This window comes from Mesobacillus campisalis (assembly GCF_000986785.1).
Lineage (GTDB): Bacteria > Bacillota > Bacilli > Bacillales > Cytobacillaceae > Mesobacillus_B > Mesobacillus_B campisalis.
The window spans coordinates 1-14543 of record NZ_LAYY01000009.1; the positions used below are offsets into that span (position 1 = coordinate 1).

Here is a 14543-nt window from a genome sequence, read left to right on the forward strand (position 1 = left end):
GGGATTGGGTTGTTAATATCAAAAGCGTGGGAAACATATGCAGCCGACAAACGAATTGAGGGCTTTTCACCGTATACAATAAAAGCTTATGGCATTCAGGCAAAGTTGCTTGTGCTATATTTCAAGGATGCAGAAATAGCCACCCTTAACACAGAAAATTTGAAGGAATACCTTAATAATTCAGCGGCGGCCCTAAAGCCATCCAGTATGGCACATAGGATACGGTTTATGAAATCCTTATTCCGTTGGTGCCACGAAGAAGGTCATATAAAATATAACCCTGCATCAAAGATAAAGGAACCGAAGGTCGGAAAACGCATACCGAAGTTCTTAACTGAAAGAGAAATCGAACTTCTGCGTGAAGCATGTGTTAGTCCGATGGAAAAGGCCTTGTTTGAATTTATGTTCTCGACAGGATGCAGGATCGGGGAAATTGTTTCGCTTGAACGTTATTGCATAAATTGGTCCAACCGTTCCGCAATTGTCAGGGGAAAAGGAGACAAGGAACATGAGGTTTATTTTAATATACGAGCCGAAATCTGGCTTAAACGGTACATTGAAGGTCGCCAGGATACGGACCCTGCCATATTTGTGACAGAGCGGCTGCCACATAGGATGAGCATTGCCCAAATGAGATATGTCATAAAACGAATCTCAGCTCGAGCCGCCATAAATAAGGAAATTTATCCTCATCAACTCAGACACAGCTATGCAACCCATTTGTTGAATAACGGAGCTCCTGTTGAAGTCATACAAAGTCCTTTGGGTCACGAGAAGAGTGAAACCACACGGATTTATGCTCAGTTGAGCGGAAGGCTAAGGAAGGAATTTTACCAAAAATATTTCTAAGCAAAAAGAAGCAACGCTCTCGGCGTTGCTTTTGTTCTCTCGCACCCGTTACTTTAAGTACATTTCTTCACAATATGAAAGCAAATCATCTTTCGGAAAAAGAAAAACGATACTGGTTTCATTAGCATCGCTTAACTAAAGGGCAAACTTTATCTTTTAAATGCTTTAAAAATGAAATAAATAATAGCTACACTTACTCCAAGAGATAAAAGTAATGGAACCCAGGTCTGTATTATAGCACTCATATGTATTTTCCTCCCTTAAGATTATATACGGAGTATTAATCAAAAGGATTCACTCGATATAAATCTTCTTCAGTTAACCTGCCCCTTTTTTGTTCAATAACAAAAAGGTGCCTTAATCCTTCATGGGTCAAAGCACCCTTTAAGTTGATCAAGACTATCTTCTCCCATCCATTTCCTTCATCCATTCTTCCAGTTCAGGAGGGAAACTTTTATAGGAAGCAGGTTTATTGTAAATTTGACAAATTGTATTCTCTAAATCAGAATTAGACAATGGTTCTATTAAGTAATTATACAAACCTTTTTCTGTAAGTTCATCATTAAAAACAAAAGCACTATCTCCAACTAGAAAATGTGGCATCGATCGAATCCTATCTATAACTTCTTCAATTCTAAAACTTGGAACCGTATTATTATAGGCAAAATTCACAAAATAAAACATACTAAATTCCCCCTTTTTATATTGATTATAATTTTCTAATTTTCCGAATTAATTACCTGCTATATAGTACCCTCAGTAAAAAAAGAAAAACCGCTAATATTAATTGCAGTTAAAAATATGGTTTTATTAGCTATTTTCTATGTTCGTTTTGCATACCCTATTCCACTAACCTGCCCCGTGAGTGCAATAACAATAAAGCTGGCAGCTTTAGATTTGAATGATTATATTAAAATCTGTATTCCATTAACCATTTTTATTTCATCATCACAATACACACAATATCCTTTTCCATTTGTAAGCGGAACAGGAGAACTACTAAATGAACACAGAATAACTTCTCTTTGATTAATTTCCTTTTCAAGTTGCTTTATTTGGGCTTCTTCCTTAGTTGTAAAAGAACCTTTTACTAAATTTCTGCTGCCGCACACCTGACATTTTGATGCTGAATTACTACATAAAGAATTGCAATCTGCACACTTTTTCATTTTTATCGGCATTTAAGATCATTCTCCTAATTTCATAAAAACCTAATACGAATCTGTTTTAAAAAGGATTCAAAAAAAGTATTTGGATTAACAGAATAAAATGTAAAAACTTTGCCACAACAATAATTATCCTGGTCGAATATAAGACCTTTATCAACTAATTCTCCTTACTTTGTTCAACTAACCTGCCACATTTACCTCTACAATAGGTAAATGTGGCACGTTAGTCTTGGTTAATGGCTTAGTTTTCTCTTTATAAAAAATCTGCTGCCATTAAATTTACACGCAGGAACAATGCCCATATTTCCTACTTTTTCCGCATCTATCACAAACTCCATAGCTATCTTGTGATTGCCTTCGAACCCTGCTTTCCCAAGGTTCTTCTGGTAAATCTTGACCGAGAAAATAATCGTCGCTTTCTAAATTCTCATAATATTTGTCTAGAGCACCATTAGCAATTTCTTCTCTACAATCTTGACAATACATTCCCTCTTCGTATTTATATTTCATATAAACCAGGTCATCTTTTTCTTCTCCACACCATCTACAGTCATTTCTCATTATGATTCCTCCCCTTGAAATTTTTCACATATTGAGTTTTCGACTGCCCCATTGGACCTCCCCGATACTATAATTTAAAATCGTTACTTTTTTTACCATTAATTACTTTAAAGGCGTTTTTCTTATCCACTGGTTTCCGATATAAAGGAACTTTACGTTCACCAACTGGTGTTCTTGCAAGGCGATTCACAAGATCAAATAACTCCTTGTCCACAAGTCGATGTTCTTCCCTTTTTTTTAAAATTGACCACAAACACATAGATAATAACGCCCCTTCCACCTCATATTTTAATTAAATTGTAACATAGATAGGATGAAAGTGGATTTGCCTTTTCCATTAATCGCCTAAAGGGCCACCCCCTTTTAATTCCGATGTGACAGTATTCTCAAATAGTCCACCCCTTACGTTTTCTTGTTAAACTAACCTGCCCCGTATGCTTAATAAGGAATTAAACAAAAAAGGGCGGCAATCCTTCCTTGGATTAATGCACCTGTATCCCATCCCAGAATTTAAAACCTACTTTTCCAATCATCATAAAAGTTCTGAATTGTTGAATGTATTGCATTTAGAGTAACTAAAATCAAATACAACATCATCACAGTAGCTATTTCTCCTGTGAACAAAGCAATAATAGAAATGACAAATATCCAAAAGTAATACATAGGCTTATTTATATTCATGATAAAAAACTCCACTTCCCTTTTACGTTATCTAATCAAACCGTCCGTAAATAATATTAATTATCTCACTTCAAGGAAAGTAACTCCATATATAAAACTAAACGCTCTTGTTTAACTAAACTGCCCCGTTAGTTCAGTAAGGAATTCAACAAAAAAGGCCGTTAATCCTTCCTGGATCAATACACCTTTTACTTTAAGTATATCTTTTCACAAATCATCTCTTTTCTATTTCAACCATTAATAATTGCAACGGGACAGGTTATATCTACGTCCCCCCACTCTAGTAGTGGGACGAGGTACCTTCACCTCCGTTCCTATGAATAATCTCACCCTTTTAGCAAAGATTAATAAAAAAGGGGTGAGCTAATGGCAGGGCTTATTCGAATTGGATCTTTTGTTATATCCTGGTTATCGCCAAAGGGGGAAGCATGGAATTTTTCTGATCAAAATACTACAGTGCAATCAACTGGTGATGACTTCTCATTAGGCAGTGTGCCTCGCAGTAAAAGAATGATGGGATGGCTTAGTATAACAAATATTACCTTTGGGATTGCTACTGCTATCTTTTACCTGCAAATGGGCAGTGTCATGGCCCTGCAATTTGGGGCAATGAATGCGATTATTTCTGCTGTTTATGCAATTGTTGTTGCCGGTATTTTAGGTACAATTATTGCGTACCTATCCGCAAAATCAGGAATGAACGTAAACTTAATGTCCAGAGGTGGCGGATTCGGGTATATCGGTGCATCTTTAACTTCATTTATATATGCTACTAATTTTATTATGTATTGTGCACTTGAGGGAATGATCCTAGTTGCAGCAGTACATGCGTTTTTACCAACTATTCCGGAGTGGATATGGATTCTTATCTTTGGAATATTGGTCATCCCCCTAAACTGGTTTGGAATTAAACAATTAGATAAGCTGCAAAAATGGTCCTTGCCATTATTTTTTATCTTTTTAGTTGCAGCGATTACGATGGCTTTCCTCACACCTTCTGTTTACGGAGGGGCTTTTTGGACCTATATGCCCGATGGATTACAAGTAGGCGGAACAGCCCTATTATCTTGCATTAGTATGCAACATGGAATTATGGGATTAACACCACTATTAGCGTCTGACTATGCACGCTTTTTAAACCCAAAAGATACGAAGTTTGGAATCTTCGCGATTGGATTTGTCCCACAAATTTTCTGTTTCGGTGTTATGGGTGGTTTAGGAATTTGGTTTGGCGTTCGTTTAGGTGAGGCAAATCCTGGAGTTTATATTGTATTACTTCTTGGTGTTTGGGGAGTATTATTTACCATGTTAACGCAAATCCGAATTAACGTGACAAATATTTATAGTGGTTCTTTATCTTTATCCACCTTTTTTGAAAATGTGCTTAAATTTACACCTGGCAGACATTTCTGGGTAGTTGTTACAGGAGTATCTGCCATCGTTCTTATGCTCGGCAGGATTACAGACCATTTAGAATTATTATTGACCTTCCAAGGTGTCTTCTTAATGACATGGGCTACGATCCTAGTCGTAGATGCCATGGTTATTAAAAAGATCATGAAAATTGGCCCTGGTTATTATGAATATCGACAAGAAAATCTGTTTAAATGGAATCCGGTAGGAGTTGCAGCCTTGATTATTGCAAGTGTTTTAGGAACAATAGCCGCAATAGGATTTATGGGAGGATTCCTGAAAAGTACCGCTGCATTCTTCGCTTCTATACTAGCTGCAGTCATTTCCGTTATCCTTGCAAAATTTACAAACGGTAAATACTATGTTAAAGAGGAAGCTAGTGGTATCGATAAGGAAGATTATATTCGTTAGTATGGACACCTTTTTTAAGCTACTCAGGGACGGGTACTGACCGACATAACTGAAGTGTGGGACAATGGTTTTTAAATAAGGTTCATCATATGCTTTACATTTACATACAAAATATCATGTTTATAATCGATCCTTAGAAGGAAGTTAAGGGGGTAAGGCTCATTATTAAACACAAAAAGAAACAATATTTCTTTCTACCAAGAAATATTGTTTTCCTTTTTTAAATTATATTTCCGAAAATTTCATTGGATTTCCTCTAAAATCTTTTCATTTACATGTGGCGAAAATAGAGTATTGATGTTATTTGGTTTTGGTGGCTACATAAGTTATAGCCCTGAAGCTAATAGTGATTCATCCCTTATTTTATTAAATTTATACGTAAAATGAATGAATTCATCCAAATCCTCTTGGTCCATTACCTTTTCAAAGTCACATGGTTTACCCAAGGTAACTCCCCTTTGACTAGCAACGGAAATCATTAAACCTAACTCATAATACATATTTTTCGATAATATTCCTTTTTCAATGTTCTTCACTACTTCATGGTAAAAAGCAATCAAAAAGTCAGTAGGTAACTTTTCATAAAACTCCATGATTTACATCCCCCCTATTGAAACTTTTTTGCGATAAATCGATTCCCTCTTACCCAATTATAAATAAGTGAATGTAGATGTTTGTCGATTTAATTGAACATTTACAAACAATTTACCAATCATTTATCTTTCATAATGTTAGGAATTTTAATATAGTATATTCCTTTATCATATGTACGGATTTTATACATTCTATTTCTGAAAAGATCTTTCCTGTTCTATCCCTAGTATCGGCCCTATGCAACCCTTCCCACCTTTTATCATATTTGAAAACGCTTTCAAATTCAAGTAAATATTTTTAGAAAGTTAACAAAAGCACATTAGGATTAACGGAGCCTCTGATGAAGTCATACAAAGTCTTTTGGGCCACGAGAAGAGTGAAACCACACAGATTATGCTCAGCTGAGCGGAAGGTTAAGGCAGGAATAATGCTTCATCTTCCTTTATTGCAATTACCGAATCCATAGGGTCCCCATTGGGATCCTTTCGCTTTTTTCATATCTTTTCTTTATCAATCCTTCGCAACTTGGGTCAAAGATGAATTATATAAACATTGTTCAACTAACCTGCCCCGTTTGTTTAATAAAGGATTCAACAAAAAAGGCGTTTAATCCTTCCTGGATCAACGCACCCATTAGCACAAGACTTGAACCTTACATAAACTTGTATCCTTTGCTCATTAACTCCTTTAATGAAGGACTGACATAAGTAATGTACTTATGACCATTTATTATTTCATCTACCCGATCTACATTTTTCTTTATCCATCTATTTAATGTCCCGTACCATTTTTCAAGCTCTTTTGTCTTTTCCTCAAGTTCTTCTTGCTCATTCCAAAACTTCATTTCAACCCAAATGCGTCCTCTAGATATTTCTTTATTTTTTCCAATTTCTCTTTTATATGTTCTTGAAAACTCAATGACAGGAGAGTTTATGGAATCAATATAATATTTATTATCGCTTATTAGTCTAAGGGTTAGTTCTCCGAACTCTCCTTTATAGAGATACAATTGATCCCATTCATCTTTCGGTAAAGAAGTTAAATATATCGGCTTGTCATTATCCCCTTCGAATAAGACTTTCCCACCAGTTGAAATAACAAAGTCAATAAATTTAACTTCTGTCTCTTCATCCATATAAAAGTTTATTTGTTTTCCCATTTTATCACCACCTCGTACAGTGGACATTTTTATTGAACTATCTTGCCCCGTTTGTTCAATTAGGAATTCAACAAAAAGGTGCCTTAATCCTTCTTGGATCAAAGCACCATTCATTTAAGTAAAGAACTATAAGTCGCTAAATAATCAATAATCTTGTTCATCTTGTTCGCATAACTCTTCGGCAAGCTGTTTAATTCGTTCCATTTGTATGCCATTGCTTTGTTCTAAAGCTAGAGGATGCTCAGTTGGCTCCAACTCTATATAAGGGGTTACACCTAATGGTCTGGTGTGAACCATTGTTTTTAAGTTAATTGTTTCGGGGTAACAAGGAATGGAAGTCGACAACCACCCAAACATCGGCTCCAGCTCTTCTTCTCTTCCCTCAATGTCCCAGTTTTCAATGGTTTTATTGAAATTAGCTTCGCTTAATGAAACCCACACATTCCAAATAAAAGGTCCTTCACCGTCAATTACAGGAAGTTCTATACATCCACGAATAAAGTAATATTCATCGTCTATGATGCACAAGTCATCGTCCATTTCTATTCGACTTTCTTGTTCTTCCAGTGGTATATCGTAAACATAATCAGGAACGGGACTTCCATAACTCATTGGAAGTTCACCGTGAAACTTCCCGCAACATTTACAATAGAAACCTTCTTTATAATCACTCCTTATTTAATCCCTCACAAGAAAAATAGCTTTTCCTCAATATTAACCCGAAAACCCAGCAAATGATTAAAATTTTTCTTATTCAACTAAACTGCCCCGTTTGTTTAATAACAACTTCTCTAAAATAAGTGATAATCCTTTCTATAACCAATGCTCCATTAACGATCTATAAAAAATCCCCCTTCACTTTTCAAAGGGGGTTGTTTCATAGTCAGCAATGGCTGCAGTTAAAAAGCCTATTTCTTCGTGTATCTGTTCTTTGTAAAATGGATTAGAACAACTTTTATATTCCATAAGCAGACGATTAAGTTCCCTCTTGAAGAGGAATTGCTCCTGTTCCCACACATGCTTCGCCTCACTGTTGCCGCTCATATTCAATTAAGGTACCCGATTAAGTAATTACTGAAACCAAATTGACATAATATTTTAATTTTTTAACTAATCGTTATTTAACTAACCTGCCCCGTTTGTTCAATAAGGAATTCAAAAAAAGGCGGTTAGTCCTCCAGAATTAACGGCCCCGTCGTCATTCACTCTTGAAACCGTTCGATGAATAACTAATATTCTTTAAGTAATTTTCCATTTTCATCATAATATTTGTAATTCCGATATTCGTAACTTTCTTTATTAGTTTTAGGCAAATCAAGCCAAGTAACAGTTGCTTGATAAGGAGTAAAATCTTGTTCTAAGGTTGTCCCGTTTATATCAACCTGCATTCTCGCTATTTCATTTTCATAATTCGTCACAAACATTATTTTTGGATTTCCCATTAAGGGTGAGAACATACTAAATGATTCCTCATTATTTGATTCTATATGCCTCCAGATATAATTGCCCTTCTGATTTTTATAGAACTCTATATAAGACGGACTACTATTGGATAAAAAGCCTACAATTCTAACATCATTAAAATCGTTAATTTTTAGAATTTCTATTTCTTTATCTTTATATTCACCAACGGATTTAATCACCTTTACAATAGACTCCTTATCATTTCCATATAACTCTTTTGTTTTATATAAATTATAGGAAGCAACTAAGGCCAGAATCATTACAGCCATAATTAATCCTGTTTTTTTCTTCCCCATAGCACGTATCCCCCTAAAAGTAATCCGTTCAATTTGGCACTTCCCCTGTATAATGAGGAGTCCTTTATTTGGCTTCCCCTTTTAGTGAACGAGGAGGGCTTTTCGTGCATTCACACCAAATCACTGTGATGAATAAGATGTTATGACCGTATGAGATGTTTTTAATCATATGAAGTCTCCTCCGACAAACTTGAACCACGTATATGTGGTTCCTTTTTTTAAGAGGCTACCCACTCAACTTTAATCCTGTCAGAATCCTCAAAATAGACTGCGTGATGACTCTCTCCTCCAGCAAAAAACTATTCACGGCGTGAGAATTAAGGATGGAATGTAAAAGTTTCCGCCACAGTAACTTTTTTTTAGATGAACTTTTTGATTTACTCACTTATTGAATTTATTATAGAAACCATTCACCCTGTGCAATTTTCTCTACTTTTCCTCCTACACATACTGTGATTTCCCCGTACTCATCACTTGCGTTTAAAAACAATAATGATGGCCTTTTAATTTCATATCCTTGTTCTACTCGGATATTTATTTCACCTTTTTCAAAATACCGATATTTAACTAAGTAAGAAGCTAAACATCCATTGGCACTTCCAGTAGCGGCATCTTCCGGGATGCCAAAATAATCTGCAAAATCACGGACGTTTAAATCATTATCGGAATTATATGTTTCAGGAGAAAATACCAAGATTGCTTTTGCATCAATATCCTCAATTAACTCAAAGTATTTTTCTTTATTTATTCTAACTTTTTTAATGGCCTCCAGAGTTTTTAAAGGGACAATAATTACAGGAAGTCCTGTTGAAACCTCCTGGATAGGAAATTGATCATCAATATATTCTTTATTAATATTTAAGACATCAGAAACCATATTTGAATCTAAAATACGACCAAATGTTGGTTTATTCTGTTCCATACATAGTATTTGTTCTTGATTATCGAAAGTTACTGGAATCTGTCCAGCTTTAAAATTTAAAAAAAGTTTTTCCGTCCGTTCTCGTACTATTTCATTTTGAATGATATATGCAGTTCCTAAAGTCGGGTGTCCAGCAAAAGGAACCTCTTCATTAGGTGTAAAAATGCGAACATCATAGCCATTATCTTTTTTTGTATCTGACAAAATAAAAGTAGTCTCCGAATAATTAATCTCCTTGGCAATCTGTTGCATTTTACTCCCCGAAATGTTTTCGGCATTCTTAAAAACAACAAGTTGATTCCCTGTATATTTACCTTGTGAAAAAACATCTACAATTGAATAATTTATTTTTCCCATAATTTATCTCCCCTACCTCTGTATGTAGTGATGCCAATGACATTATCAATTAGATATAGATTTAATACGGTTGTTATTCTTGTTCATAAAAAGCGATCCCTTTAAGCAGGAACCGTTAAATCCTTCAATTTTCCCTTTTTAAAATTACCTCTTCAACAAATTGTTTGAACTTCTCTTCCGCTTCAGAATGTCGTTTGACGGTAAAAAGCAGAGTCTCACTAGAAGTATCCTCTAAAACATCCTCATAATAAATGTCCCACATTCCTTGGTCATTTTTAAATCCAATTGCCTCCATATATTCATCACTTTCTTCGTCATAAAAGCCGATATGCCAATGGCGGCCCTTTAAATGCTCCTCTATTTCTACAGCATACGGAGCATAGGAAGTTTCTATATCCAATAATTCCATACCACTAGAAAGAGCATTATCTGGAATTGGGATAGGTCTCGGAAGATTCTCATTGTCATATAGGAATCCGGCCAAAGTGTAAGCTAATTCCTTTCTTGCATTTTGTATTGCTGAACGCTTGGTGTTACCTTGTGATAGAGGATAATCCCATCCCTCATCAGAAAAAAGAGTGGGAAAGTAAACACCAAACACCCCTTCATCAATTTGTTGCACGAACGCTGGATAAACTAATTTTTCAAAATGGAACAAAAGACGCACATCCTTGTTCAATACTGTTAATTTATTGTTTCTTCTTGTTTGACAGTCCTACCCAAATTGAACGAGGAGATTTATTCAGGCGAAAAACGTGTGAAATTGAGGATTAGGATTATCTATGAAAAGCCTACTGTTCTCAACTAGCCTTCTGGCGGCCCTGTGGAAATTATTATCCTTTTAGACTAATGTCTTTGTGCCCATCCAGGATTGATAATACAAATACCTGTTTCTCTCCTCAAAGTTCTTACTCGACTGTTTCCATTACCTTATCGTTAATTAAAGTGGCAGGGCGGCTTCCGTTTAACCCTTCAATAAGGGAATTCGCCGCTAACAGCCCCATTTTAATTCTAGTCTCAAGTGTGGCAGATCCTATATGCGGCAAGGTAACCACATTAGGCAGTTTCAACAGCGGGTTGTCAGGATTAATCGGTTCCTGTTTATAAACATCCAGGCCAGCTGCCAAGATGCGCTGCTCTTGAAGAGTGTTGTATAAGGCGTGTTCATCAACCACTGCACCACGAGAACCATTCACAAAGATCGCTGACTTTTTCATCAAGCCGAATTCTCTTTCGCCTATTAATTTTTCAGTTTGCGAAGTGAGAGGTGCCATGTTACACACAAAATCTGATTCCTTTAAAAGTTCCTCCAGGGTCCGGTATTCGGCATTGTATAAATCTTCTGCTTCCCTTTTGGGGGAGCGATTATGGTATAAAATTTTCATTTCAAATCCATTGTGGGCTCTTTTTGCAATCGCTGAACCAATGCCGCCCATTCCGATGATTCCTAGTGTTTTATGATGAACATCGACTCCAAAAGAATCTTCCTTCAGTTGGCCTTTCCATTCCCCGTTTTTGACAAATTGATCCAATTCCGAAACTCTCCTTGCCGCTGCCAGCATTAATCCAAAAATGGCATCGGCAACCGTATCATTAAGGACTCCTGGGGTATTAGTCGCCATGATTTTTCTTTTCGTCAGTTCTGGAATATTTAAATTGTCATATCCAACAGAGATATTGCTGACGACCTTTAAATGATGGGCCTGATCTAAAAGCTCCTTATCTATTTTCATTCCTGCCCCCAACAATGCTTGTGCATCTTTTAAATGAAAATAAAATTCAGCCTGATTGGCAGAATTGACGCTTTCGAAATAAATCACCTCATACTTTTCGCGAAGCATCTCTAATACTTGTTCATATGTATTCTGATAGACGATGACCTTTGGTTTCATAAGACTACTTCCTTCCTGTTTTAAAAAAATGACATATTTCCTTTTTGGGTTAAATTGTTGCTGATTGTTAAATAAGTTCGACAAAAAAAGCGTTAACCCTCCTGGATGATCGCTGCCCGTTCGTTCAAGAAAGGATTGTTATTAAAATTATTAATAATGAAAAAAACATAGGGAGATTTTAATCTTCCTATGTTTTCATTCATATTATTTATCTGTTTGTTTTTGCTTCTTTTTCAAATATTCCGCACGTATTTTTTCAAGATGCTGCTTTTTATCAAATTTGGCAGGCTTCTGTTTTTCATGAAACTTTGTCACAGCTACCTTACCTTTGGTATCCAATTGATATTTTCCCATTTTGTTCACCTACTTTTTTTGTCTTTAAAAAAGAATCGATTCAACAAATATAATATACCTTATTTTACAGAAGTAAACCTTTATTACTGTATTTAACATTCCAAACGTTGCTGCATTTGAGAAAGCAATATCACTTAAGGTTTAAAACTTGGTGGACGGGGTATTAGAGAATACCAAGAAAGTTACTAGTTTAGGTTGGATAGCAAGTGTGGCTATCATTGTATTTGGCGAAGGTGGTGCCAAATAGTTGTTTTTTGGACCTTTCTTGGGAATATAAATTTAAAACAAAAGCCCTTTAGGAATGATTCTTAAAGGGCATTTTTATAAAATAGTGATGATTTACAAGAAAACGATATACCCTAATTTTAAAGTCTCCAGATATTTTAACTGGTGTTGGAAGTCAAATGGAACATCGACTGTTAGGAGGTGATGTAAAAAACTGACCCACCCAAATTTCGTTCCAATGTTTTCTTCTTTTTTTCTTTCGGAATGTAACCTATGGAAATCCACAAGCTGTTTTGGCCCTGTATACGGTATTTTGGTGATTGTCGTAGATTATTTTCTGAAGATTGAGAAAGGAGGAATCTATTGTGGCTTTTGAGCTAGATGAATGCATTTATTGTGGTGAACTGCTTACCAAATGGGAAAGCACGAGAAGCTATTGCTGGAAGTGTAATGAAACGACCTCACCTGAGGCTTTTCATGAAGAGTCAGATGAAACTTTGTTTCAGTCATCCTAAAAAGTAGTTCAGCATCCCGGGCAGCTTATCCACCTTTTCATATTCCATTTATGTAAAGCATCGGTATAACGTTCATTCACGTTCAGCCAGTGATGTGAACGACGCCCATATTTATACTTGCAGTCAGCCTTTTAAAGGAGAAATCCTTGAAAGGCTGTTTTTTTTGACTATCAAGTTAAAGTAGAAGAATGAAGGTTTTGATAAAAATTAATGTCGCTCTCATTTCATTAAAAAGACAATACCAAGCCTATTTAATAAGTGTCTTAACAAAAAATCATACTCACTTCTTCAATTGGAAATAATACTTGCGAGGTGATAAAGTGGATACGGAAAAATTAAAACTTACATCTTCTGAAATAGGTTCATTATGGGGAGAGTATGTTAACGGAACAGCCATAGATATAGTCAATAGATATATGTACTCCATTATTGAAGATGAAGCAATAAAAGCTGCTTTTTATGATGCTCTTCAGACATTCGAAAAGCAGAAGAAACAAATTGAGACTTTTTTTGAAAAAGAAGGATTTCCTGTTCCCATTGGATTTACTGAATCAGACTTGTATTTAGGAAAACAGAGATTGTTCTCGGATGCTTTTTGCCTGAATTATTTACATGTCATGACTTTACATGGATTATTAGGGCATATCACTTCGTTTGGCATTTCTGTAAGAAAAGATTTAAGGGAATTTTATGACTCGTGCGATAACGAAGCGAAAAAGATGTATCATCAAACTATTGAGTTATTGCTTGAAAAAGGACTTTTCCAAAGAGATCCTTTATTTTACGCGTATGACCAACCTCAATTTGTTACAAGCAAAGATTTCAAAGACGGATATTTTGGTAAGGGGAGAACCCTTTCAGCGACAGAAATCATTAGTATTTCTTTTAACCTCAAAAAAAGTATTCTGGCTAAAACCCTTTCCATTGCATTCAGCCAGCTAGCAGAATCCAAAGAAGTTAGAAAATTTCTAACCGATTCTGAAAAGACGGCTGACGGACAAATAAAAGCTTTAGCAAAGATCATGCAAGGTGATAACTTACCAGTTCCTAAATCATTAGAAACAGAAGTTTCAATGTCAACGGACTCTCCATTTTCCGATAAGTTATTAATGTATCACATGGGATTTTTATTTCAAGCGGCACAAAATTATCATGGTGCAGGGTTGGCATCATCCATGAGAACTGACCTTGTGACTACTTATGAGTCAATTATTTTGCAAAATCTAATGGTCACAAAAAACTGGTTTGATATCATGGTAAAAAACAGATGGTTGGAACAACCTCCACTTGCACCTAATAGAGCAGAGATTGCAAAACAAAAATAACCACAATTGCCCCTCCAAATCGGTCTGGTATTTTTTTGCAAATCATTCCTACAGAACTGCCCCCTTGAGCAATCAAGTCTTTATTTTGGATCATCCAGGCAATGATGTTGATTATGTAAAGAATTGGCTGAGAAAACGAAAACAGAAAAAGATGCAGGATGGAAGCCAAGATGAAGAAGGCATGAGCGGAGGCAATGCGGAAGGAAAGGCGGAGACGAAAAAAGAAAAACGTGCAAGAGGGCTTTTTGATAAGTACGGCCTGCCAGGACTCACAATTATCGGCTCTTTTTTGTCGGGTCCCATGTCTTCGCGTTTATGGGGATGAGTTTCGGTTCGAAAAGGAAGGACGTAACGAT

The 14543-nt window shown here is 35.9% G+C and carries 15 protein-coding genes; 4 read left to right on the forward strand and 11 right to left on the reverse strand.

Translation table 11 applies throughout. The annotated features are described in order from the left end of the window. The first annotated feature begins 9 nt into the window (after window positions 1–9). On the forward strand, window positions 10–849 hold the full coding sequence (locus WQ57_RS09650; protein ID WP_046523709.1) for a tyrosine-type recombinase/integrase: 840 nt from the start codon (window positions 10–12) through the stop codon (window positions 847–849). A 399-nt stretch (window positions 850–1248) separates the two neighbouring features. Here WQ57_RS09650 and WQ57_RS09655 read toward each other — a convergent pair whose 3' ends face one another. From WQ57_RS09655 to WQ57_RS09665, 3 genes are all read right to left on the reverse strand, one after another. Then, entirely contained in the window at window positions 1249–1533 is a 285-nt protein-coding gene (locus WQ57_RS09655; RefSeq protein ID WP_046523558.1) for a hypothetical protein, read from the reverse strand. Window positions 1534–1754: 221 nt separating this feature from the next. Then, window positions 1755–2030 (reverse strand): hypothetical protein, encoded by a 276-nt coding sequence (locus WQ57_RS09660; RefSeq protein ID WP_046523559.1) that lies wholly within the window; start codon window positions 2028–2030, stop codon window positions 1755–1757. A gap of 267 nt (window positions 2031–2297) precedes the next feature. Next, window positions 2298–2579: a hypothetical protein gene (locus WQ57_RS09665; RefSeq protein ID WP_046523560.1), complete on the reverse strand. Its 282-nt coding sequence runs from the start codon at window positions 2577–2579 to the stop codon at window positions 2298–2300. 1047 nt (window positions 2580–3626) lie between these two features. On the opposite strand from WQ57_RS09665, the gene WQ57_RS09675 reads away from it, so the two are divergent. Then, complete coding sequence (locus tag WQ57_RS09675; RefSeq protein ID WP_156183102.1) at window positions 3627–5084, forward strand: purine-cytosine permease family protein; 1458 nt, start codon at window positions 3627–3629, stop codon at window positions 5082–5084. Window positions 5085–5410: 326 nt separating this feature from the next. Here the strand turns inward: WQ57_RS09675 and WQ57_RS09680 are convergent, their stop codons facing one another. The 8 genes from WQ57_RS09680 to WQ57_RS26980 form a co-directional block, all read right to left on the reverse strand. Next, window positions 5411–5677, reverse strand: coding sequence for a hypothetical protein (locus WQ57_RS09680; protein ID WP_046523562.1), 267 nt, complete (start codon window positions 5675–5677; stop codon window positions 5411–5413). Between the two features lie 653 nt (window positions 5678–6330). After that, a complete protein-coding gene (locus tag WQ57_RS09685; RefSeq protein WP_046523563.1) occupies window positions 6331–6837 on the reverse strand; it encodes a hypothetical protein in 507 nt (168 codons plus the stop codon). 144 nt (window positions 6838–6981) lie between these two features. Further along, the gene (locus WQ57_RS09690) at window positions 6982–7515 is read right to left on the reverse strand and encodes a DUF2199 domain-containing protein (RefSeq protein ID WP_277620284.1); all 534 of its coding nucleotides are present in this window, start codon (window positions 7513–7515) and stop codon (window positions 6982–6984) included. A gap of 551 nt (window positions 7516–8066) precedes the next feature. Then, on the reverse strand, window positions 8067–8597 hold the full coding sequence (locus WQ57_RS09695) for a hypothetical protein (protein WP_046523565.1): 531 nt from the start codon (window positions 8595–8597) through the stop codon (window positions 8067–8069). A gap of 397 nt (window positions 8598–8994) precedes the next feature. Then, window positions 8995–9876, reverse strand: a complete 882-nt coding sequence (locus WQ57_RS09700; protein WP_046523566.1) for a PhzF family phenazine biosynthesis protein — start codon at window positions 9874–9876, stop codon at window positions 8995–8997. 124 nt (window positions 9877–10000) lie between these two features. Further along, window positions 10001–10534 (reverse strand): type II toxin-antitoxin system HicB family antitoxin, encoded by a 534-nt coding sequence (locus tag WQ57_RS09705; protein WP_046523567.1) that lies wholly within the window; start codon window positions 10532–10534, stop codon window positions 10001–10003. Window positions 10535–10784: 250 nt separating this feature from the next. After that, a complete protein-coding gene (locus tag WQ57_RS09710) occupies window positions 10785–11768 on the reverse strand; it encodes a 2-hydroxyacid dehydrogenase (protein WP_046523711.1) in 984 nt (327 codons plus the stop codon). A gap of 204 nt (window positions 11769–11972) precedes the next feature. After that, a complete protein-coding gene (locus WQ57_RS26980) occupies window positions 11973–12122 on the reverse strand; it encodes a hypothetical protein (RefSeq protein WP_046523568.1) in 150 nt (49 codons plus the stop codon). 1060 nt (window positions 12123–13182) lie between these two features. Here WQ57_RS26980 and WQ57_RS09720 point away from each other — a divergent pair. Then, on the forward strand, window positions 13183–14187 hold the full coding sequence (locus tag WQ57_RS09720; RefSeq protein ID WP_046523712.1) for a DUF3231 family protein: 1005 nt from the start codon (window positions 13183–13185) through the stop codon (window positions 14185–14187). Between the two features lie 64 nt (window positions 14188–14251). Beyond that, a complete protein-coding gene (locus WQ57_RS25690) occupies window positions 14252–14512 on the forward strand; it encodes a hypothetical protein (protein WP_156183103.1) in 261 nt (86 codons plus the stop codon). Window positions 14513–14543: the final 31 nt, after the last annotated feature.